The organism is Sphingobium sp. FW305-3-2-15-F-TSA7, assembly GCF_058787155.1.
Genome location: NZ_JBYSZM010000024.1, coordinates 80,856 through 101,513 on the forward strand (window position 1 = coordinate 80,856; position 20,658 = coordinate 101,513).

Consider the following 20,658-nt stretch of genomic DNA (forward strand, 5'->3'; position numbering starts at 1 on the left):
CTGGCAACACGATGTGCGGGCGGTTCATCGTGTGTCGATCAGCCCTTGCTGAAATCGACCGGGGGCGGTTCATCGGCGCCGGCCTTGGCTTCGAACGGCACCATCGGCTTGGCGCCGTGGATGATCTTCGCGCCGATCATGTCGGGGAAGGTGCGGATCGTGGTGTTATAGCTCTGTACTGCGCCATTATAGTCGCGGATCGCGATGTTGATCCGGTTCTCGGTGCCTTCGATCTGGCTCATGAAAGTCGTGAAATTGGCCTGGCTCTTGAGCTCGGGATAGGCCTCGACATTGGCGAGCAGGCGGCTGAGCGAACCGCTCAACTGCGTCTGCGCCTGCTGGAACTGCGCGACCTTGGCGGGATCGGTCAGGTCGTCGGCGCTGACCTGGATCGACGTCGCCTTGGAACGCGCCTCGATCACGTCGGTCAGGATTTCCTTTTCGGAGGCCGCGGCCCCCTTCACCACTGCCTGGAGATTGGGAATCAGGTTCGCGCGCCGCTGATAGGCGGCCTGGACATCGGCCCATTTCGCTTTGGCGTTCTCCTGCGCCGTGGGCACGCTGTTGATGCCGCAGCCGGCGAGCGAAACCGCTGCGAGCGGCGCAAGCAGGGCGAAACGAAGGCGATCATTGGTCATGGGAATCCCTCAAGACTGTCCTGCCTACGCAATACAGTGCGGCGCGGCATGCGGCAATCGTCTTGCGTTCGGCCCCATAGTGGGTGAATCTGTGCGGCGAGGCAGACAGGGAGTGACAGATGTTCCAGGAATTCAGGGCGTTCATCGCGCGCGGCAATGTGCTCGACCTCGCCGTGGCGGTCATCATCGGCGCAGCGTTCGGCAAGATCGTCACTTCGCTGACCGAAGATCTGATCATGCCGGTCATCGGCGCGATCTTCGGCAATATCGATTTTTCCTCGATGTTCGTCATCCTCGGCAGCGTGCCAGACGGCTATGCCGGTTCTCTGACCGACTATGCGGCGCTGAAGGCCGCGGGCGTGCCCTTGTTCGGCTACGGCGCCTTCCTGACCCAGGTGATCAATTTCCTGATCGTCGCTTTCGCCATCTTCATGCTGGTCAAGGCCGCGAATCGTTTCCACCAGAAGGCGGAAGAGGCACCGGCAGGGCCGACCGAGGTCGAACTGCTCACCGAAATCCGGGATGCATTGCGCAGCAAATAGGCGCGGATCTTCGGGAATGAATCGAGGCGGGGTGTCGCGATCGCGGCATCCCGCCCTTTCAATTTCGCGCATCCGCACCTATATCGATTGTGCCGGACTTGTCCGGAGATGGCGATGAATGATGTCGTGGAATAGATGCAGCGGACCCGGGGGCAGTACCCGGCGGCTCCACCAAAAACCCGTTTCGGCGGGCTTTTGACGGGGCCGAACCAGGATCGACGTGTGTTCAAAGACGATGTTTTTGCCCGGCCTGAATGCGCCGTAAAACCGTTCAAAACGACAAGTGCCAATGACAACGAGGCGCTCGCGATTGCCGCGTAATCAAGGCCTAACGGCTTAGATTACAAGGCTTGAACGCGGTTCGGTCCGCACCGGGCAACAGAAGCGGAATCCAGCGGCCCCGGGGGGGCCGGGCAACAGAACCCCCCGACCTTTTCCGACAGTCTCCGCCGGCACTCTGCCACGGATATGTTGCACTTTTCCGTTTCGGTTCGTCGCAAATATCGGAACTCTTGGGCATCCCGCGATTTGAGCCTGTTCCGCCGCGCACGTTTGCGCGGCCCCAATGGTACAGGGGTCGGAAATGAAGACAGTTCTCAAATCGGTTGCTCTGGCGAGCCTGGTGGCTCTGGCCGCATGCGGCGGCAAGGGCGACGACGCGCTGGCCGATAATGTCGAGGCGAATGCCGACAATCAGGCGGACGCGCTCGATGCCCTGGCGGACAACGCCACCAATGACGCGACCGAGGATATGCTGGAGAATCAGGCCGATTCGGTGCGCGAGAATGGCGAAGCCGCGGCCGACGCGATCGACGATGCCGACGTCAATGCGGCTCAGCTGAAGACAAGCTAGGCGAAACGGTCCCCCGTTTCAGCTTCGAAGGGCCGGTACCGCTTGCGGTGCCGGCCCTTTCCCGTTTCAGGCCCCTTCCATCTGAGATTTCCATGCAGGCATCCGCGCGACGCGCAGGTCTGCCGAAGGCAAAGAAAAGGGGGCGTTAAGCCCCCTTTTCCTTTTTGTGCCTGTCGCGATGCGATCAGTCGTCGTCGCGCTTCAGGAAAGCGGGCGCGAACTCGGGCTCGGGGCCCTCGTCCTTGCCGCCTTCGCTGCGCTCGCGGCGCGGACCGCGATCGCCGCCGTCACGGCGCGGGCCGCGATCACGGCCGCCGGGACCACCGCGTCCGCGGTCGCCGTCACGGCGGGGGCCGCGGTCGCCACGATCACCGCGATCGCCGCGCGGGCCACGGTCGTCGCGAGCTTCGCGCGGGGGACGGGTGTCCTCCAGCTCTTCGCCGGTTTCCTGGTCGACGACGCGCATCGACAGGCGGACCTTGCCGCGCTGATCGATCTCGAGGACCTTGACCTTCACTTCCTGACCTTCGGACAGGACGTCGGCGACCTTTTCGACGCGCTCATTCTTGATTTCGGAGACGTGGACGAGACCGTCCTTGCCGCCCATGAAGTTCACGAACGCGCCGAAATCGACGAGGTTGACGACCTTGCCGGCATAGACCTTGCCGACTTCGGGCTCTTCGACGATGCCGAGGATCCATTTCCGGGCGGCTTCGATCTGCGACAGGTCGGACGAGCTGATCTTGATCAGGCCCTCGTCGTCGATGTCGACCTTGGCGCCGGTCTCGGCGACGATCTCGCGGATCACCTTGCCGCCGGTGCCGATGACTTCGCGGATCTTCGACTTGTCGATCTGCAGCGTCTCGATGCGCGGTGCGTGCGCGGACAGTTCCTCGCGGGTGTGGTCGAGCGCCTTGGCCATCTCGCCGAGAATGTGGGCGCGGCCCTCACTCGCCTGCGCCAGCGCCTGACGCATGATCTCTTCGGTGATGCCGGCGATCTTGATGTCCATCTGCATCGTCGTGATGCCCTCGGACGTGCCGGCGACCTTGAAGTCCATGTCACCCAGGTGATCCTCGTCGCCCAGAATGTCGCTGATCACCGCGAAATTCTTGCCTTCGAGGATCAGGCCCATGGCGATACCGGAAACCGGGCGCTTCAGCGGCACGCCGGCATCCATCATCGACAGCGAACCGCCGCACACCGTCGCCATCGAGGACGAGCCGTTGGACTCGGTGATGTCGCTGAGAACGCGGATCGTGTAGGGGAACTCGTCCTTGGTGGGCAGCACCGGATGCAGCGCCCGCCATGCCAGCTTGCCGTGTCCGACCTCGCGGCGGCCCGGCGCGCCGAAGCGGCCCACTTCACCGACCGAATAGGGCGGGAAGTTGTAGTGGAGCATGAAATTCTCGTAGCGCAGGCCGGTCAGGCCGTCGATCATCTGCTCGGCGTCCTTGGTGCCGAGCGTGGTCGTGCAGATCGACTGGGTCTCGCCGCGCGTGAACAGCGCCGAGCCGTGCGTGCGCGGCAGGAAGCCGACAATGGCCTCGATCGGACGGATCTGCGTGGTCGTGCGGCCGTCGATGCGCTTGCCGTCCTTCAGGATGGCGGTGCGGACGATTTCGGCTTCCAGCTTCTTGACCAGCTTCAGCGCGGCCATCTGATCCTGCGGCGTTGCGTCGGAGAAAGCCTCCTTCGCCTTGGCGCGGGCCAGATTGAGCGCATCGGAGCGGGCCGACTTGTCGGTCAGCTTGTAGGCGGCGGTGATGTCCTTGCCGATCAGCTTCTTCAGCTTGTCCTTGGCGGCGGACAGATCGGCCTGGGCGGCCATCGGCCAGGGATCCTTGGCGGCCTGTTCGGCCAGCTTGATGATCGCGGCGATGACGGGCTGAATGCCGCGATGCGCGAACATGACGGCGCCGAGCATCTCTTCTTCCGAAAGCTCCTTGGCTTCGGATTCGACCATCATCACGGCATCGTGCGTGCCGGCGACGACGAGGTCGAGGGAACCGGCGGCGACCTGATCGTCGGTCGGGTTCAGGATGTACTCGCCATCGACATAGCCGACGCGGGCAGCCGCGATCGGGCCCATGAAGGGAACGCCGGACAGCGTCAGCGCGGCGGAGGCACCGACCATCGCGAGGATGTCGGGCTCATTCTCGCCGTCATAGCTCAGAACCTGGCAGATGACGTTGATTTCGTTGTAGAAACCCTCGGGGAACAGCGGGCGGATCGGGCGGTCGATGAGGCGGGAAACCAGGGTTTCCTTCTCGGTGGCGCCACGCTCACGCTTGAAGAAGCCGCCCGGGATACGACCCGCGGCCGAATATTTTTCCTGATAGTGGACGGTGAGCGGGAAGAAGTCCTGTCCGTCCTTCACCGAGCGCGCGGCCGTGACGGCGCAGAGCACAACGGTTTCACCCAAGGTCGCGAGCACCGCGCCATTGGCCTGGCGGGCAACGCGGCCCGTTTCGAGCTTGAGGGTTTGTCCGCCCCACTCGATTTCGACTGTTTTCATGTTGAACATTGATTTTCCTTACGTCCGGACCGCCAGATGCGATCCGGTGCATCGTGTGTACGCGCCGGATTTGGCGCGCTTGTGACGGGACGTTTCAGTCTGCCCGTCGGTCAGGCCAGGGCGCCGAATTGCGCCAGGCCGGATATGCGAACGGCCCCGTTACCGGGGCCGTTCCGATTATTTGCGAAGACCCAGCTTCGCGATGATCTCGCTGTAGCGTCCGCTATCCTTCTTCTTCAGATAGTCGAGAAGGCTGCGGCGCTTGTTGACCAGCATCAGCAGGCCGCGACGCGAGTGATTGTCCTTGGCGTGCGTCTTGAAGTGCTCGGTCAGGTTGGTGATGCGCTCGGTGAGGATCGCGACCTGGACCTCGGGGCTGCCGGTATCGCCCGACACGCGGCCATGTTCCTTGATCAGCGCATCCTTGCGCTCTGCGGTAATCGTCATGTCATTTCTTCCTTCGACATCGCTTCACAGGTTGAAGCCGCGCACCACCCGGACTTCATGTCCGGAAACCTCGACCAGCGCGACCGGCGTTTCCGCTTCGGTGGCGAGATGGAGGCCGTGTTGGGCGGCAATCCCGATCAAGACCTGCCCCTGGCGGAGCAGCCTTGCCTGATCGGGGGTGACGGGTAGAGCCGGGATGTCGTCCAGCCCCGCCGTCAGCGGCAAGGTTATGTCTTCAAGTCGGCGGGCCTTAGCGGCTTCGGCCAAATTGTCCAGCGAAATCGCGTGATCCAGCGTGAACGGGCCGGCTTTCACGCGGCGCAGCATCGTGACATGGCCGACGGTGCCGAGCGCCAATGCGATGTCGCGCGCCAGACTGCGGATATAGGTGCCTTTGGAGACGCTGGCGCTCAGCGTGACGGCGGCGATCGGTCCATCGCTCGGCTGGCTACCGACCAGCGTCAATGCATGGATGGTCACATGTCGGGCGGCGAGCACCACATCCTCGCCGGCGCGGGCGAGATCATAAGCGCGCTTGCCGTCGACCTTGAGCGCCGAATAGGCGGGGGGCATCTGCTCGATCGGGCCGGTGAAGTCCGGCAATATCGCTTCAACCGTTGCGCGCGTCGGCATGACCTCGCTTTCGGCGATGGCCTTGCCTTCGCCATCGAGCGTATCGGTCTGCACCCCGAAACCGATCGTGAAATCGTAGATCTTGGATGCGTCGAGCATCCGCCCGGCAAGCTTGGTCGCTTCGCCCAGCGCCACCGGCAGGACACCGGTCGCGAGCGGGTCGAGCGTGCCGCCATGGCCGACCTTCAGCTTGGGGTAGCCGCCTTCGCGTAATGCGCGCTTGACCGCCGAAACGCCTTGCGTCGACCCCAGCCCGAGAGGTTTGTCGAGAATGATCCAGCCATGCATCCGCAGCGCCTAGCTGCAGGCGCGGGAAAAGTCAGCTGTTGCGCTTCGCCTTTTTGGGTGGAGCCTCGGAGCGGGTCAGGCTGTCGAGCTGGCAGCGCCAGCCCTGGGCGATCAGCGCGCCGGTCCGATCGAGCTTGCCGCCGGGCGCGGTCACGAAGCCGACGGCATTGGCGGATTGCAGTCGCGCGCATTTGCCCATGGTGCGGGCATAATACCATTCGCCGGTGATGCTGCGGATATAAAGGCCGCGATCGGCATCGGCCTTGTAGTCCTGGATCCCGTCGCGATTGGCGAAGGGGATCGAGGCTTCCTCGCCGATCGATGGCGGTGTGGTTTCGGCCTGGGCTGGAAATGCGACGAGCAACAGCGGCGCGATGAGCAGGGCTTTCATCTCAGCTTTCCTTTCTCTTCTTGCGGTCGGCTTTCTTCGGCGGCGGGTTCGAGGTGACGAAGGTCTGGATCTGGCAGGTGCGGCCCTCGACGACGATCTGACCGAACCTGTCGAGCGTGCTGGTGCCCTTGGTCACGAAGCCGATGCCGATCGCATAGGGCAGCCCGAAGCATGGGCCGAACAGCGTTGCGTGATACCAGTTGCGTCGCTGGTCCTGGATCCACAGGGCATCGTCGCCATCGGCCTGGAAATCGCGGATGCCGCGATGATCGGCGAAGGGAATCTGCGCCTCCACGCCGATTGCGCGGGGTTTCTGGGGCGCAGCCTGCGCGCCGGTGGCGACCGACGCTGCGGCAAGCGCGGCGAGTGCGAGTCTGAACATTGTCATGGCGGCGTCATAGCGCGCCGACGCTGAACAAATGCTGAGTGCACCTTTCAGGCTCTGGCAGGCCATTCATCGGCGAGGATCGAGAACAGCGCCGTATCGCGGACATGGCCGGTCCAGGTGATGCGTTCCTGGCGCAGCACGCCTTCTTTGACGCCGCCGATCTTCGCGACGGCGGCCATCGACCGTCCGTTGCGGACATCGACACGGAACTCGACCCGGCGGAAACCGCAGGCAAAGGCGTGATCGATCATCAGCCGCTTGAACCGGTCGTTGAGCCCGGTGCCGCGGAATGCCGGCGCAATATAGCTGTTGCCGATCTCGACCACCGCGCGCGGCCCCTCGATCGCCAGATAAGCGCTCATCCCCGCCAGCACGCCCTGATGCATGATCGCGAAACCCAGCTTCGCGCCACCGGCCGCCAATATGTCGAAATTCGCGTCGAAATGATCGGGGTCGTAGGACAGGCCGTAGATCGGCCAGATCGCCAGATCCTCGGCACAGGCCGCGCGCAGGGCTGTGCGATGGCGCTGGGCCAGCGGCTCGAGCACCAGGTCGCCGTCGGTCAGGGTGACGGACAGAGCGGCAGGATCGGCGGTCATCGCGTCTTCTCCATGAAATGGCGGCGGCACAGCGCGACATAGCGGTCATTGCCGCCGATTTCGGTCTGCTCGCCTTCGCGGACCGCGCGTCCGGACGCGTCGACACGCAGATTCATCGTCGCCTTGCGACCGCATTCGCACACCGCCTTCAGCTCGACGAGCGTGTCGGCGATGGCGAGGAGGTGCGCGGCACCCTCGAACAGATTGGCCTTGAAATCGGTGCGCAGGCCATAGGCGAGCACGGGAATGCCCATCTCGTCGCACACGCCGGCAAGCTGGAACACCTGATCGCGCGTCAGGAATTGCGCCTCGTCGACCAGCACGCACGAAAGCGGCCGTCGGCCATGCTCGGCCTCGATCGCATTGCGGAGATCGGTGGTGCGATCGAACAGATCGGCCTCCGCTTCCAGGCCGATCCGCGAGGTGATCATGCCCTGGGCATAACGATCGTCGAGCGCGGCGGTGAACAGCATCGTCTCCATGCCGCGCTCGCGATAGTTGAAGCTCGCCTGCAGCAAGGTCGTCGATTTGCCCGCGTTCATCGACGCATAATAGAAATAGAGCTTGGCCATGGGGTCAGTTGATCGGCGGTACGATCTGGTTGAGCCAGCGGACCAGCAGGTCGGCCAGCGCCACGCGGTGATCGGAAAAACTGTGATCGGTCGGCCAGACCTGGATCTGCGTCCTGCGCGCGACCGACTGGGCATCGCCGCCGACCTTGCGCGCCGTGGTGGCGCCGCCGCGCTCGGCGCCGACGATCGTCAGTGGCCGATCACCATAGGCGATCAGGCGCTGTCCGAGATCGAACCGCTCGCGATTCTCCATCATCTCCCTGGCCAATGCATCGGCGCTGGTGCCGGCAAGGGGCGGCAGGTTGCCCGCGGCGCCCCGATTCCACCCGGCGATACCCTCCGGCGTGCCGAGCGATGCGGCGGTTTCGGCGATGTCCCAGGGATCGATCAGGAACAATCCGGCGACGCCCGTATCGTCGGCCGCCGCGTCGGCAGCCATGAAGCCGCCCATGCTGTGGCCGGCGACCGCGATATAATTGGGATCGATCCGGTATTTCGCGACGGTTTCGGGGGCACGCAGAAAGGCGAGCGCGACATGCGCGTCCTCGGCCGAACGTCCGAACGAGAAATGGCCCGGGCTGCCCCAGGAGCCGCGATAATGGAGCGTCAGCACGTTCCAGCCGGCACGGCGCGCGGCCTGGGCGAGGTCGAGATTCTGCTCGTTGCCCGGGAACCCGTGAAGCAGCAGCAGGGTTGGGTGGGGCGCCCGGCCCGACGCCGTATACATCACCGCATTCATCGCGCCGTCGCCCGACGGAATGACGAAGGCGGACATGCCTGCCGGCGCGGTCGCATCGGCCACGGGATCTGCGATCACCGCGCGATGGATTTCATCCTTCGCATTTGCCGGTGCGATCGACAGCAGGGTTGCAAGCGCGAAGATCAGGCACCGCATGTTCAATTCCCCACCAGAATTTGTCGTTTAACTGCCGCCGGCCTCGAGATCGCGTGCCACCTTGGGATCGCGCAGCAGCTTGTCGATATGTGTGCCTTCGTCGAAGCTCTCATCCGCAAGGAATTTGAGCTTCGCGGCATATTTCATCTTCACGCGACGGGCGACCTCGCGCTGGAAATAGGCAGTGTTGGTCCTGAGCGCCTTCAGCACCGCTTCCTCGTCGCGGCCGAGCAGCGGCTTCACGAAGACGGTCGCGTGGCGCAGGTCGGGCGACATGCGGACTTCGGTGACGGAGACCGGCAGCTTCGCCAGCACATCGTCATGCACCTCGCCGCGCGTCAGGATCTCGCTCAAGATATGGCGCACCTGCTCGCCCACGCGCAGGACGCGGACGGAGCGGGTTTCGGTCGTTTCATTTCGCATCTTCAAATCACCAATCGACCGTCGCCCGGGTTATCCAGGGCGACGGCCCATGCTTGCACGTTCGCGTCAAAGCGTCCGGTCGCGCATCTCGACCTCGAAGGTTTCGAGATAGTCGCCCGCCCGGATGTCGGTGAAATTCTGCGTGAAGGTGACGCCGCACTCCAGTCCGGCGCGGACTTCGGCCACATCGTCCTTGAAGCGACGAAGCGACGCGATTTCGCCATTGTAGATGATGACGTCCTCGCGGGTGATGCGTGCCTTCAGCGCCTTGCGGATCACGCCCTCGGTGACGAGCAGACCTGCCGCCTTGCCATGCTTGCCCGCGGAGAAGACGTCGCGGATCTCGGCGCGGCCGACCACCGTCTCGATCGCTTCCGGTCCGAGCTCGCCCGCCATTTCCGAACGAATGTCGTCGGTGAGGTGGTAGATCACGTCGAAATATTTGAAGCGGACCTTGTCGCGTGCGCCGATCTCGCGAGCCTTGGCATTGGGTCGGACGTTGAAGCCGATGATCGGCGCGTTCGAGGCCTTGGCCAGGGTCACGTCGGACTCGGTGATGGCGCCCACGCCCGAATGGAGCACGCGCACCTTGATCTCGTCGGTCGAGATCTTGTGGAGTGCCGCAACGATCGCTTCGGTCGAACCCTGCACGTCCGCCTTCACGACCACCGCATATTCCAGCGCCTTGTTGGCCTGGAGCGACGAGAACATCGTGTCGAGCGACGCCGGGGCGGTCGCGGTGCGCTTCTGCGTGGCAAGCTGCTCGCGATAGGCGGCAACTTCGCGCGCGCGCGCTTCGTTCTCGACCACCGAAAGCGGATCGCCTGCGCCGGGCGTGCCCGAGAGGCCGAGCACTTCGACGGGCATTGACGGGCCGGCTTCCTTGATCTGCTGACCCTTGTCATTGACCATCGCGCGGACCTTGCCGCTCTGCTGGCCGACGACGAACACGTCGCCGACGCGCAGCGTGCCGCGTCCGACCAGGACGGTGGCGACGGGGCCGCGACCCTTGTCGAGCTTGGCCTCGATCACCGTGCCTTCGGCGGCGCGATCGGGATTGGCCTTGAGCTCGAGCAATTCGGCCTGGATCAGGATCTTGTCGATCAGCGCATCCAGATTGAGCTTCTTCAGCGCCGAGACTTCGACATCCTGGACTTCGCCGCCCATGTCCTCGACCACGATCTCATGCTCGAGCAGACGCTCGCGCACGCGCTGCGGATTGGCGCCTTCCTTGTCGATCTTGTTGATCGCCACGATCATCGGCACGCCGGCCGCCTTGGTGTGGTTGATCGCCTCGATCGTCTGCGGCATCAGCCCGTCATCGGCCGCGACGACGAGCACGACGATATCGGTCACATGCGCGCCGCGTGCGCGCATGTCGGTAAAGGCCTCGTGGCCCGGCGTGTCGAGGAAGGTGATCTTGTCGCCCGATTTCACCTGAACCTGATAGGCGCCGATATGCTGGGTGATGCCACCGGCCTCGCCCGCGACGACATCGGTGCCGCGCAGCGCATCGAGCAGCGAGGTCTTGCCGTGATCGACATGGCCCATGATCGTGACCACCGGCGGACGTGGCAGAAGCGTTTCCATGGCGTCCACATCGGCCGCGCTGTCGATCTCGATATCCGAATCGGACACGCGCTTGATGTTGTGGCCGAACTCGGTGACGAGCAGTTCGGCGGTGTCCTGGTCGATCGTCTGGGTGACGGTGACCGGCACGCCCATCTTGAATAGCGCCTTCACCAGGTCGGCGCCCTTCTCGGCCATACGATTGGCCAGTTCCTGGACGGTGATGCCTTCGGGCACGACGACGTCGCGGACCTGCTTGATCTGCGGCTGGCCGCTGCCGGCGTAATGCGCGCGGCGTTCCTTCTCGCGAGCGCGCTTGAGCGCCGCGAGGCTGCGGGCGCGGGCGCCTTCGCTGTCGTCGAGCGCCTTGGTGACGGTCAGCTTGCCCGATTGACGACGGTCGTCGCCACCGCGCGGACGCGCGGGACGTGCCGGCGGTTCGGGCCGCTTGGGGCTGGGCACCGGGGTGAACTTGCGCGGCGCGGGACGGTTGTCCTCCTGGCGCGGGGTTTCGGCGGGTGCGGTTGCAGTCGCAGCTGCTGCCTCCGGAGCGGCTGTCGCCGCTGCCGGTGCCGTCGCCGCCACAGGCGCAGTTGCAGCGGCCGCCGCAACTGCGGGTGCCGGGGCAGGTGCCGGTTCGGGCGCGGGCGGCGGATTGGCGGCCTCTTCCTCGGCCTTCCGATTCTGCTCGATGCGACGCTTTTCTTCCTCGATCGCGGCCAGCTTCTGCTGTTCCTCGCGACGGCGCGCTTCCTCGAGCGCGTTCATGCGCGCCTCTTCGGCCTCGCGAAGCAGCTTGGCCTGCATCTCCTGGCGCGACAACAGGCTGTCCTGTGGACGCGGCGCCGGAGGCGGCGGCGGTGGGCTGGCGACGGGCGCCGCCGGCACCGGCGTCGACGCGACGGGTTCGGCCTGCTCGACGGGTGCGGCTTCGGCCTCGCCGGGCTTGCCCAGGATGCGGCGGCGCTTGACCTCCACGACCACGGTGTTCGAGCGGCCATGGCTGAAGCTCTGCTTCACCTTGCCGGTCTCAACCGTGCGCTTCAGCCCCAGCGGTGCGCGCATGCCCAGTTTCGGCTTGTCGTTGTCCGTATCACTCATCGACTGATCTCAAACCCTTCGTTCTCTTGTCCGCCCGTCATGCGCCCGTGGCGCATGAACCCTGCGCCGCATTTGCGCAAGGCTCCGCACTAGGCCCACTTCCGATAAAATCCCGCCAACGGTCGATGGCGCTCTTCACGCGCTCGGCCGCTGCCCGATCTGTCACCGCGACATGGACAGCGTTCTCGCGGCCCAGCGCCAATGACAATATAGTCCGACCGACAGGCAAAGTCATGCCCCTGAGGTCGCTTCCTTCCGCATCGCTGCCGACGCGCCATGCCTGGTCGAGCTTGCGGGTGCCGTCGGCACTTGCGTCGGCGGCATGGAGCAGCAGGCGGACCTGGCCCTTTCGGGCGGCATCCTGGATCTTCTCCGATCCGATCAGCACCGCGCCGGAGCGCGATTCGAGGCCGAGCCGGTTGAGCGCGTCACGTTCCAGCGCCTCGGCGATGCGAGCGCCGAGATCGGCGGGCGCGGAGACCGCGCCCGATTTGAAGGCCCGTGCCAGCGCACCCTTGAGCTTGCCCTTGGCATTGGCCGCGTCGAGCGCGGCGCGATCCACGCCGATCCATGCGCCGCGACCCGGCGCGCGGGCACGGACATCGGGCGCGACAATGTCGTCCGGTCCGAGCGCGAGCCGGATCAGCCCCTCGCGCGATTCGCTCTCGCCCGACAGGATGCACTTGCGGTCGTTCACGGGCGCCCCCTGTCGCAGGAGGCGCCGGAACGCACCGATGTCGCTCGATTACGCCTTAGCGTCTCATTGGGAGGTATCCGCAACCGCGTCCTCCCCTTCATCCTCGAACCAGTGGGCGCGTGCGGCCATGATGATCTCGTTGCCCTGTTCTTCGCTGAGGCCGTATTCGGCGAGCACGCCGCCCTTGTCCTCGGGGCGATTGGCGTCGTTGCGACGACGCGGATCGCTGCGCTTCTTCTGGATCAGCTCGTCGGTGGCGAGATCGGCGAGATCGTCGAGCGTCTTGATCCCGGCCTTGCCCAGCGTGACCAGCATCGCTTCGGTCAGATAGGGCATGCCGGCCACGGCATCCTCGACGCCCAGCGAACGGCGCAGTTCGCGATTGGCTTCCTCGCGGCGATCGAGCGCTTCCTGCGCGCGATTCTGCAGTTCGGAGGCCAGTTCCTCGTCGAAACCCTCGATCATCGAAAGCTCTTCAGCCTCGACATAGGCGACTTCCTCGAGCGCGCCGAAGCCTTCGGCGACCAGCAGCTGCGCCAGCGTCTCGTCGACGTCGAGCTCGTTCTGGAACATCTCGGACCGTTCGATGAATTCGCGCTGGCGCTTCTCGCTCGCATCGGCCTCGGTCATGATGTCGATCGCCTTGGCCGTCAGCTGGCTGGCGAGGCGGACATTCTGGCCGCGGCGGCCGATGGCGAGGCTCAGCTGATCGTCAGGCACGACCACCTCGATCCGGTCTTCCTCTTCGTCGAGGACGACGCGGCTGACGCTGGCGGGCTGAAGCGCGTTCACGACGAAGGTCGCGATGTCTTCCGACCAGGGAATGATGTCGATCTTTTCGCCCTGCATTTCCTGGACGACCGCCTGGACGCGGCTGCCCTTCATGCCGACGCACGCACCGACCGGATCGATGCTCGAATCATGGCTGATCACGCCGATCTTGGCGCGGCTGCCCGGATCGCGCGCGGCGGCCTTGATCTCGATGATGCCGTCGTAGATTTCGGGCACTTCCTGCGCGAACAGCTTTTTCATGAAGTCGGGATGGGCGCGCGACAGGAAGATCTGCGGCCCGCGATTCTCGCGGACGACGCGCAGGATCAGCGAACGGACGCGGTCGCCGACGCGGACCACTTCGCGCGGGATCTGCTGGTCGCGGCGGATGACGCCTTCGGCGCGGCCGAGATCGACGACGACATGGCCGAATTCGACGCGCTTGACGACGCCGGTGATGATCTCGCTCGCGCGGTCCTTGAATTCTTCATATTGGCGCTCGCGCTCGGCGTCGCGGACCTTCTGGAAGATCACCTGCTTCGCGGCCTGCGCGGCGATGCGGCCGAATTCGATCGGGGGCAGCGGATCGACGATGAAGTCGCCGACGACCGCGTCCTTCTGCAGCTTCTGCGCTTCCTTCAGGTTCACCTGCTTGAAATAATCGTCGACCGCCTCGACCACTTCGACCACGCGCCACAGGCGAAGGTCGCCGCTATTGGGGTCCAGCTTGGCGCGGATGTCGTTTTCGGCGCCGTAGCGCGCACGTGCGGCGCGCTGGATGGCGTCTTCCATCGCCTCGATGACGATGCCCTTGTCGATCATCTTCTCGCTGGCGACCGCATTCGCGATCGCGATCAGCTCAGCCTTGTTGGCGGAAATGGCTGTGGCCATGGCTTAGTCCTGTCCTTCCACTTGAATGCTGTCTGCGCCGTCCGTCGAAAGGGGCGCGGTTGCGGCGATCAGCCGATCGGTCATGACCAGCTTCGCACCTGCGACATTGGCGAAGGGCGTGCGCATCTCGCCCGCCTTGTTGACGTCGATGACGATGGTTTCGCCATCGAGTCCGATCAGATTTCCGGTCAGCTGCTTGCGACCGTCCTGCGGCTCGGCAAGATTGATTCGCGCTTCGTGGCCGGCCCAGTCGATGAAATCCTGAAGGCGGGTCAGCGGCCGGTCGATGCCCGGCGAGCTGACTTCGAGCCGATAGGCTTCGTCGATCGGATCGCGACCCTCGGCCTCCAGCGCATCGAACCGGTCGGAGATGCGTCGCGACAATGCGGCGCAATCGTCGATGTGGAGCTGGCGCGTATCGGGGCGCTCGGCCATCACTTGCAGCGTGCGATCGCCTTCGCCGCCGAAGAGCTTGACGCGCACCAGTGCAAAGCCCAGCGCTTGCGCTTCGGGCTCGATCAGGCTGGTCAATACGTCGATGTCGGCCATCGGGTCTCCGGAAATGAATATGCGGCTTTGCCGCCGGAACCTTGCGGTTGCCGGCCTCGCCATTGTTACCGATGTCGAGAAAGCACGTGCGATATAGTGCGGGAGCGCGCCCGGAGCAAGCGGTGATGAGGCTATCAGGCTCAGGCCGGATTATGCTTGTCCAGAAATGCCTCGAGCCGGTCCAGCCAGTCTTTCATATTGGCCGGATCGTTGAAGCCGTGCCCTTCGGTTTCATAGGTACGGAACTCGACATCCTTGCCCGCGCGTTTCAGCGCTTCAGCATAAAGGCTCGATTGCTTGTAGGGAACGGTCTTGTCCTCCTTGCCGTGCGCAAGCAGCACGGGAATACGGAGTCGCTCAATCTGCTGGAGCGGAGAGATGGTGGCGAGATCGAAGCCCGGGCCGCCACGTACGGTGTCGCGCCAGTTCTTCCGGTAGCGTTTGGATATGGCGTAGGCGAGGCTGTATTTGAGCTGGCGGCTGAAATCGCTGACTCCAGCGAAACTGGCTGCACAGCGATATCGTTCGGGATTGCGTGTCGCGCCCCACAATGCGGCATAGCCACCATAGGAACTGCCGACGATGCAGACGCGCTTGGGATCGATCAGCCCCTGCTTCGCCAGCCAGTCCATGCCGTCGTCCAGATCGTCCTGCATAGCACGGCCGATCTGTCCCTCACCCTTCTCGTAGAATTGCTTGCCATAACCGCCAGAGCCGCGGAAATTGGGCTGAAACACGGCATAGCCGCGATTGGCGAGGAACTGCACTTCGGCATCGAAAGCCAGCTTGTCACGCACATCATACGGGCCGCCATGAGGCATTATGATCAGCGGCAGGTTCTTTTCCGGTTTGCCGCGCGGAAGCGTCAGATAGGCGCTGATGCCGAGCCCGTCGCGTGCCGCATATTCGACGGCCCGCGTCTGCGACAGCTGGCCGGCAGGCAGATCCTTGTTCACATAAGCGACGCGCCGCAGCACGCCGTCGTCGATATCGTACAGATAATAATAGCCGGGATCGCTGGGTGAACCGATCCAGAACAGCATCCTCTTTCCGTCGAGGCTGCGGTTGATCAGCCGGCTATGGCGCCCCTTCAGCGCGGCGTCGATCTGGGATTGATGCTTCTTCATCTCGGGGTCGAACCAGACGACGCGATCCTGATCGTCGACGAAGCGGATCGCCGCGACAGTGGATCCGTCCCTGTCCAGATCGACATCGGCCAGATCATATTTGGGATCGCCATACACCAGTTCCCCGCGTGTACGGGTCGCGTAATTGTAGCGATAGAGCGAGAAACGGCCGGTATCCTTGTTGGACAGAATATAGCCCTCGTCCGATTCGCGGTCGAAGCGCAGCAGGTCGATACTCGCTTCCTCGTCGTCGTAGCGGGCCTTGCCGACCTTGCGGAATTTCTCATCCGCGCTCTTGCGATAGATCAGCGACCAGACCCGCTCGCTGAAACCCATGCCTGCGCGCACCGTCCCTGCCGAATCCGCGAACCATTCCCAGATCGTTGCCACCGGCTTGACGATTTCCTGCATCGCACCGGTGGCCAGTTCGACGCGATAGACTGAGGGCCAGTCGTAGATCGTCTTTTGCATCTGCATCAGCAGATAGGCACCCTGCGGATCGACATAGAGTACGTCGTCTCCCTCCAGCCCCTGACTCTTTCGGCCCAGGAAGCTCATCTTCTGACTGGTCAGGTCGTAGGTGACGAGGCGGGTCAGCCGTGCTTCGTCGTCGAAATAGGGAACGGTGGAGGCGATGCTGATCAGGATGCGGTTGGGGCCGGCCCAGCGATACCAGGCTATCTCGCCCTTCTCCGGCTCGGCAAAGGAAGCATAGGCGCCGGTTGCAAGCGTGAAGATCGCGACGCCCTCGCGCCCGGCGCTATTGGTCGTACTGGCGAGCAGCTTCAGCCCGTCGGGTGAGAGCTTGGGACCGCGCAGGGTCGGCTGCTTCGCAAAGGTGGCGCTCGGAATCCTGACTGGTGCGTTCGGCTGATCGACCTCGGATGCCGATGGAGCGGGCGGTCTCGGTGCCGTGACCGCCGGCGTTTGAGCAAATGCGCCGCACGCACTGGCGAAGGCCGTGCCCAGCGCCAGCGCCAAAACCGGATATCTCAAGCCTGCTCCCCCCAAACATCTGCTTCCCGAGCATCGGGTTATGAAAGCACAGGGGCGCGTTCAAGCGGTTCGGTCCATTCCGAACCTAATAAAAAACCCCGCCCGGATCGCTCCGGACGGGGTCAGAGTTCGTCGATGCGCGATGAATTACATCGCGCCGTGCGCCAGTGCCGCGAGCAGCAGCAAAGCGACGATGTTGGTGATCTTGATCATCGGGTTCACCGCCGGGCCGGCAGTGTCCTTATAGGGATCGCCAACGGTATCGCCGGTCACCGCGGCCTTATGGGCCTCGCTGCCCTTGCCGCCATGATGGCCGTCCTCGATATATTTCTTGGCATTGTCCCATGCGCCGCCGCCCGAGGTCATCGAGAGCGCGACGAACAGGCCGGAGACGATCACGCCGAGCAGCAGCGCGCCGAGAGCCGCGAAGCCATTCGCCTGACCCGCCGCCGCGGTGATCACGAAATAGACCACGATCGGTGCGAGCACCGGCAGCAGCGAGGGGATGATCATCTCCTTGATTGCCGCCTTGGTGACGAGGTCCACGGTGCGGGCATAGTCCGGGCGGCTGGTGCCATCCATGATGCCCTTGTTGCTGGCGAACTGCTCACGCACGTCCTTCACCACGTCGCCCGCCGCACGGCCGACCGCAGTCATGCCCATCGCGCCGAACAGATAGGGAAGCAGTGCGCCGAGCAGCAGGCCGACGATCACATAGGGATTCTCGAGGCTGAAATTGACCTGGAGATCAGGGAAGAATTCCCTGAGGTCGGTGGTGTAGGCGCTGAACAGCACCAGCGCGGCCAGGCCGGCCGAACCGATCGCATAGCCCTTGGTGACGGCCTTGGTGGTATTGCCCACCGCGTCGAGCGCGTCGGTCTTTTCACGGACGCTGTCGTCCAGCCCTGCCATTTCGGCAATGCCGCCGGCATTGTCGGTGACGGGACCATAAGCGTCGAGCGCGACCACCATGCCGGCGAGCGCCAGCATCGAGGTGGCAGCGAAGGCGATGCCCATCAGTCCGGCGAGCTGGTAGGCGATGACGATGCCGACCACGATCACGAGCGTCGGCAGTGCGGTCGCTTCCAGGCTGACGGCGAGGCCCTGGATGACGTTGGTGCCATGGCCGGTCTCGGACGCCTTGGCGATCGAGCGGACCGGGCGATAATTGGTGCCGGTATAATATTCGGTGATCCACACGATCAGGCCGGTGACGGCCAGGCCGACCATCATCGACCAGAACAGGTCCATGCCGGTGAACGCGCCGCTGCCGCTGAGATCGCCGCCGATCGGCGCGTTGAGATCGCCGAGCGTCCATTGCGTCACCGCGAAGATCGCGGGGATCGAGAGGATCGCGGTGGCGAGGAAGCCCTTGTAGAGCGCACCCATGATCGAGTTGCTCGAGCCCAGGCGAACGAAATAGGTGCCGATGATCGAAGTGAGCACGCAGACGCCGCCCACGCCGAGCGGCAGGCTCATCAACGCCAGCAGCGTGATGTCGTCGACGCCGGACACGAGCAATGCGGTCAGCACCATGGTGGCGCCGACGGTCACAACATAGGTCTCGAACAGGTCGGCGGCCATGCCGGCGCAGTCGCCGACATTGTCGCCGACATTGTCGGCGATCACGGCGGGGTTGCGTGGATCGTCCTCGGGGATGCCGGCTTCGACCTTGCCGACCAGATCGGCGCCGACGTCCGCGGCCTTGGTGAAGATGCCGCCGCCGAGACGCGCGAAGATCGAGATCAGCGATGCGCCGAAGGCGAGCGCGACGAGCGCGTCGATCACCACCCGGTCATTGGGCAGCAGTGCTGCGGGACCGGTCAGATACCAGAAGAAAACCGAGATCGCGAGGAGCGCGAGGCCCGCCACGAGCATGCCGGTGATCGCGCCCGCGCGGAATGCGACGGTCAGGCCGCTTTGCAGGCTGTTGCGGGCGGCCTCCGCGGTGCGGACATTGGCGCGCACCGAGATGTTCATGCCGATAAAACCGGTCAGGCCCGACAACAGGGCCCCGATCAGGAAGCCGATGGCGGAAGTCAGGCCGAGAAAGACGAAGACCAGGACCGCGACGACGACGCCGACAATGGCGATGGTGCGATATTGCCGGCCGAGATAGGCCTTGGCGCCTTCCTGGATAGCGCCAGCGATTTCCTGCATTTTCTCATTGCCGGCGGATGCGGCGAGCACCTGTCGGCTGGTAATGAAGCCATAAAGCACGGCGATCAGGCCGCACACTATGGAAAGGGTGACGACGGTCATCAGGTTTCCTTCCCCTGTTCCGGGCATATTGAAGCACGCGAACACTCGCCCCCTGTTATGATTTTGCGGGGCAGGGCAGGGGTATAGGGGGCGGCTTCGCGCTTTTGCAAGCCGGTGGCAGGTCGGCGGCCGATTATCCGTGGAGATAGCCGAGCCGGGCCGGCAACGCGACGCTGTCGGCGCCGTCGCGAAGCGACAGTCCGCCGCCTGAGGCGAAGCCGCCGATGCGCGTCGCGGCGACAGGCAGGGCGATATCCGCGGGGGCCGCGAAGAGCAGCTGATAATCGTCGCCCGCGGTGGCGGCGGTCAGCCGCGCATCCCGCCCGGACCCGAGCGTTGCGCGGAATCCTTTCGAAAGCGGCACCGCGTCGAGATCGATCGCGATTGCGAGCCCGCTCGCCTCCGCCATCCGCGCGGCATCGAGCAGCAGCCCGTCGGAGACGTCCATCATCGCATGGACGATCGGGGCGAGCGCGCGGCCATCGGCAATGCGCGGAACCGGCCGGCGATAGGCGGCGAGGAGCGTCGGGTCCACGGTCCTGTCCCCGCGCGCCATGGCGAGCCCGAGGCCGGCGTCGCCGATCGTCCCGGTGACGAACAGCGCATCGCCCGCCATCGCGCCGCTCCGGGCCGGTGCCGGGCCATCGGTCCGGCCGATCGCGGTGAGGCCGAGCATGCGTGGCGCGCCGGCGGGCAGCGAGATGGTGTCGCCGCCGAGCAACGGCACGTCATAGGCGGCCAGTGCCGCGTCCAAGCCTGCCAGAAATGCCGCTTCCCATTCGGGATCGGCCGCCAGCGCATAGCCCAGCAGCACGCCCGCCGGTGTCGCGCCCTTGGCGGCGAGGTCGGACAGGTTGACGGCGATCAGTTTCCACGCGACGTCGCCGGCCGGATCCCCGGACAGGAAATGCACGCCTTCGGCGATCATGTCGTGCGTCAGGACCAGTCCGTCGAGGACCGCCGCATCGTCGAGAAGGTCGCGAGCGCCCGGGTGGCGCGCCAATCCGCGAAGTGCGGCGATGAAGGCGGCCTCGCGGCTCAGCCGCGCACCGCTTTCGCCACCGCGTCGAGCAGGCCGTTGACGAAACCCGCCTCGCGCTTGTCGTAGAATGCGTGGGCGACATCGAGATATTCGCTGATCACGCTGCCGGTGGGGACATCGGCGCGGGCGAGCAGTTCGTATGTCCCGGCGCGCAGGATCTGGCGCATCGGCTTGTCGAGGCGCTCCAGCGACCAGCCGCTGGCGAGCTTGCTCGCGATCAGCGCATCGATCTCCGCACGGCGTGCATCGACGCCGGCGACGACATCGTCGAAGAAATCGATCTCGGCATCGGCATATTCGACATCCTCGATCGTGGCACCCAGGCGATGCTGGTGGAATTCATGGAGCAGCACGCGCAGCGGCGTGGCTTCCATCTCCAGCTGATAGAGCGCCTGCACCGCGGCAAGGCGGGCGGCGGAACGGGACTGGGCACGGTTTGTGGCGTTGGTCATCAAATGGGTTCTAT

General features: G+C 64.6%; 20 protein-coding genes and 1 other RNA gene. 3 read left to right on the forward strand and 18 right to left on the reverse strand.

Features of this window, described 5'->3' with window-relative positions; all coding sequences use genetic code 11:
• Positions 1 to 38: 38 nt before the first annotated feature.
• Positions 39 to 638 (reverse strand): LemA family protein, encoded by a 600-nt coding sequence (locus AC3WN8_RS18835; RefSeq protein ID WP_492671012.1) that lies wholly within the window; start codon positions 636 to 638, stop codon positions 39 to 41.
• Positions 639 to 757: 119 nt separating this feature from the next.
• Between AC3WN8_RS18835 and mscL the strand changes: the two genes are divergently transcribed.
• From mscL to AC3WN8_RS18850, 3 genes are all read left to right on the forward strand, one after another.
• The gene (mscL, locus tag AC3WN8_RS18840; protein ID WP_492671013.1) at positions 758 to 1,180 is read left to right on the forward strand and encodes a large conductance mechanosensitive channel protein MscL; all 423 of its coding nucleotides are present in this window, start codon (positions 758 to 760) and stop codon (positions 1,178 to 1,180) included.
• Positions 1,181 to 1,232: 52 nt separating this feature from the next.
• Positions 1,233 to 1,573: a transfer-messenger RNA gene (gene ssrA / locus AC3WN8_RS18845) on the forward strand.
• Positions 1,574 to 1,763: 190 nt separating this feature from the next.
• Complete coding sequence (locus AC3WN8_RS18850) at positions 1,764 to 2,033, forward strand: hypothetical protein (protein WP_492671014.1); 270 nt, start codon at positions 1,764 to 1,766, stop codon at positions 2,031 to 2,033.
• 184 nt (positions 2,034 to 2,217) lie between these two features.
• Here AC3WN8_RS18850 and pnp read toward each other — a convergent pair whose 3' ends face one another.
• The 17 genes from pnp to nusB all read right to left on the reverse strand — a co-directional run bounded on the left by pnp (position 2,218) and on the right by nusB (position 20,644).
• Positions 2,218 to 4,560, reverse strand: a complete 2,343-nt coding sequence (pnp, locus tag AC3WN8_RS18855) for a polyribonucleotide nucleotidyltransferase (protein ID WP_492671015.1) — start codon at positions 4,558 to 4,560, stop codon at positions 2,218 to 2,220.
• Between the two features lie 168 nt (positions 4,561 to 4,728).
• The gene (rpsO, locus tag AC3WN8_RS18860) at positions 4,729 to 4,998 is read right to left on the reverse strand and encodes a 30S ribosomal protein S15 (protein WP_492671016.1); all 270 of its coding nucleotides are present in this window, start codon (positions 4,996 to 4,998) and stop codon (positions 4,729 to 4,731) included.
• Positions 4,999 to 5,022: 24 nt separating this feature from the next.
• Positions 5,023 to 5,919, reverse strand: coding sequence for a tRNA pseudouridine(55) synthase TruB (truB, locus tag AC3WN8_RS18865; RefSeq protein WP_492671017.1), 897 nt, complete (start codon positions 5,917 to 5,919; stop codon positions 5,023 to 5,025).
• Between the two features lie 31 nt (positions 5,920 to 5,950).
• On the reverse strand, positions 5,951 to 6,310 hold the full coding sequence (locus AC3WN8_RS18870; protein WP_492671018.1) for a DUF6491 family protein: 360 nt from the start codon (positions 6,308 to 6,310) through the stop codon (positions 5,951 to 5,953).
• A gap of 1 nt (position 6,311) precedes the next feature.
• Entirely contained in the window at positions 6,312 to 6,698 is a 387-nt protein-coding gene (locus AC3WN8_RS18875; protein ID WP_492671019.1) for a DUF6491 family protein, read from the reverse strand.
• Between the two features lie 47 nt (positions 6,699 to 6,745).
• Complete coding sequence (locus AC3WN8_RS18880) at positions 6,746 to 7,297, reverse strand: GNAT family N-acetyltransferase (protein WP_492671020.1); 552 nt, start codon at positions 7,295 to 7,297, stop codon at positions 6,746 to 6,748.
• Complete coding sequence (locus tag AC3WN8_RS18885; RefSeq protein ID WP_492671021.1) at positions 7,294 to 7,869, reverse strand: thymidine kinase; 576 nt, start codon at positions 7,867 to 7,869, stop codon at positions 7,294 to 7,296. Before AC3WN8_RS18885 ends, AC3WN8_RS18880 begins: the two co-directional genes overlap by 4 nt.
• Before the next feature lie 4 nt (positions 7,870 to 7,873).
• The gene (locus AC3WN8_RS18890; RefSeq protein ID WP_492671022.1) at positions 7,874 to 8,764 is read right to left on the reverse strand and encodes an alpha/beta hydrolase; all 891 of its coding nucleotides are present in this window, start codon (positions 8,762 to 8,764) and stop codon (positions 7,874 to 7,876) included.
• A gap of 27 nt (positions 8,765 to 8,791) precedes the next feature.
• A complete protein-coding gene (gene rbfA, locus AC3WN8_RS18895; protein WP_492671023.1) occupies positions 8,792 to 9,187 on the reverse strand; it encodes a 30S ribosome-binding factor RbfA in 396 nt (131 codons plus the stop codon).
• Between the two features lie 66 nt (positions 9,188 to 9,253).
• A complete protein-coding gene (gene infB / locus AC3WN8_RS18900; RefSeq protein WP_492671024.1) occupies positions 9,254 to 11,857 on the reverse strand; it encodes a translation initiation factor IF-2 in 2,604 nt (867 codons plus the stop codon).
• Positions 11,858 to 11,894: 37 nt separating this feature from the next.
• On the reverse strand, positions 11,895 to 12,593 hold the full coding sequence (locus AC3WN8_RS18905) for a DUF448 domain-containing protein (RefSeq protein WP_492671040.1): 699 nt from the start codon (positions 12,591 to 12,593) through the stop codon (positions 11,895 to 11,897).
• Positions 12,594 to 12,617: 24 nt separating this feature from the next.
• Positions 12,618 to 14,216 (reverse strand): transcription termination factor NusA, encoded by a 1,599-nt coding sequence (gene nusA / locus AC3WN8_RS18910; protein ID WP_492671025.1) that lies wholly within the window; start codon positions 14,214 to 14,216, stop codon positions 12,618 to 12,620.
• Between the two features lie 3 nt (positions 14,217 to 14,219).
• Complete coding sequence (gene rimP / locus AC3WN8_RS18915; RefSeq protein WP_492671026.1) at positions 14,220 to 14,765, reverse strand: ribosome maturation protein RimP; 546 nt, start codon at positions 14,763 to 14,765, stop codon at positions 14,220 to 14,222.
• A 140-nt stretch (positions 14,766 to 14,905) separates the two neighbouring features.
• Positions 14,906 to 16,888, reverse strand: coding sequence for a prolyl oligopeptidase family serine peptidase (locus AC3WN8_RS18920; RefSeq protein WP_492671027.1), 1,983 nt, complete (start codon positions 16,886 to 16,888; stop codon positions 14,906 to 14,908).
• A gap of 147 nt (positions 16,889 to 17,035) precedes the next feature.
• Positions 17,036 to 19,150, reverse strand: coding sequence for a sodium-translocating pyrophosphatase (locus AC3WN8_RS18925; protein ID WP_492671028.1), 2,115 nt, complete (start codon positions 19,148 to 19,150; stop codon positions 17,036 to 17,038).
• A gap of 133 nt (positions 19,151 to 19,283) precedes the next feature.
• Positions 19,284 to 20,153 carry a thiamine-phosphate kinase gene (gene thiL, locus AC3WN8_RS18930; RefSeq protein ID WP_492671029.1) on the reverse strand — a complete coding sequence of 290 codons (870 nt, stop codon included), beginning with the start codon at positions 20,151 to 20,153 and terminating at the stop codon, positions 19,284 to 19,286.
• Between the two features lie 35 nt (positions 20,154 to 20,188).
• Positions 20,189 to 20,644, reverse strand: coding sequence for a transcription antitermination factor NusB (gene nusB, locus AC3WN8_RS18935; protein WP_492671030.1), 456 nt, complete (start codon positions 20,642 to 20,644; stop codon positions 20,189 to 20,191).
• Positions 20,645 to 20,658 lie beyond the last annotated feature (14 nt).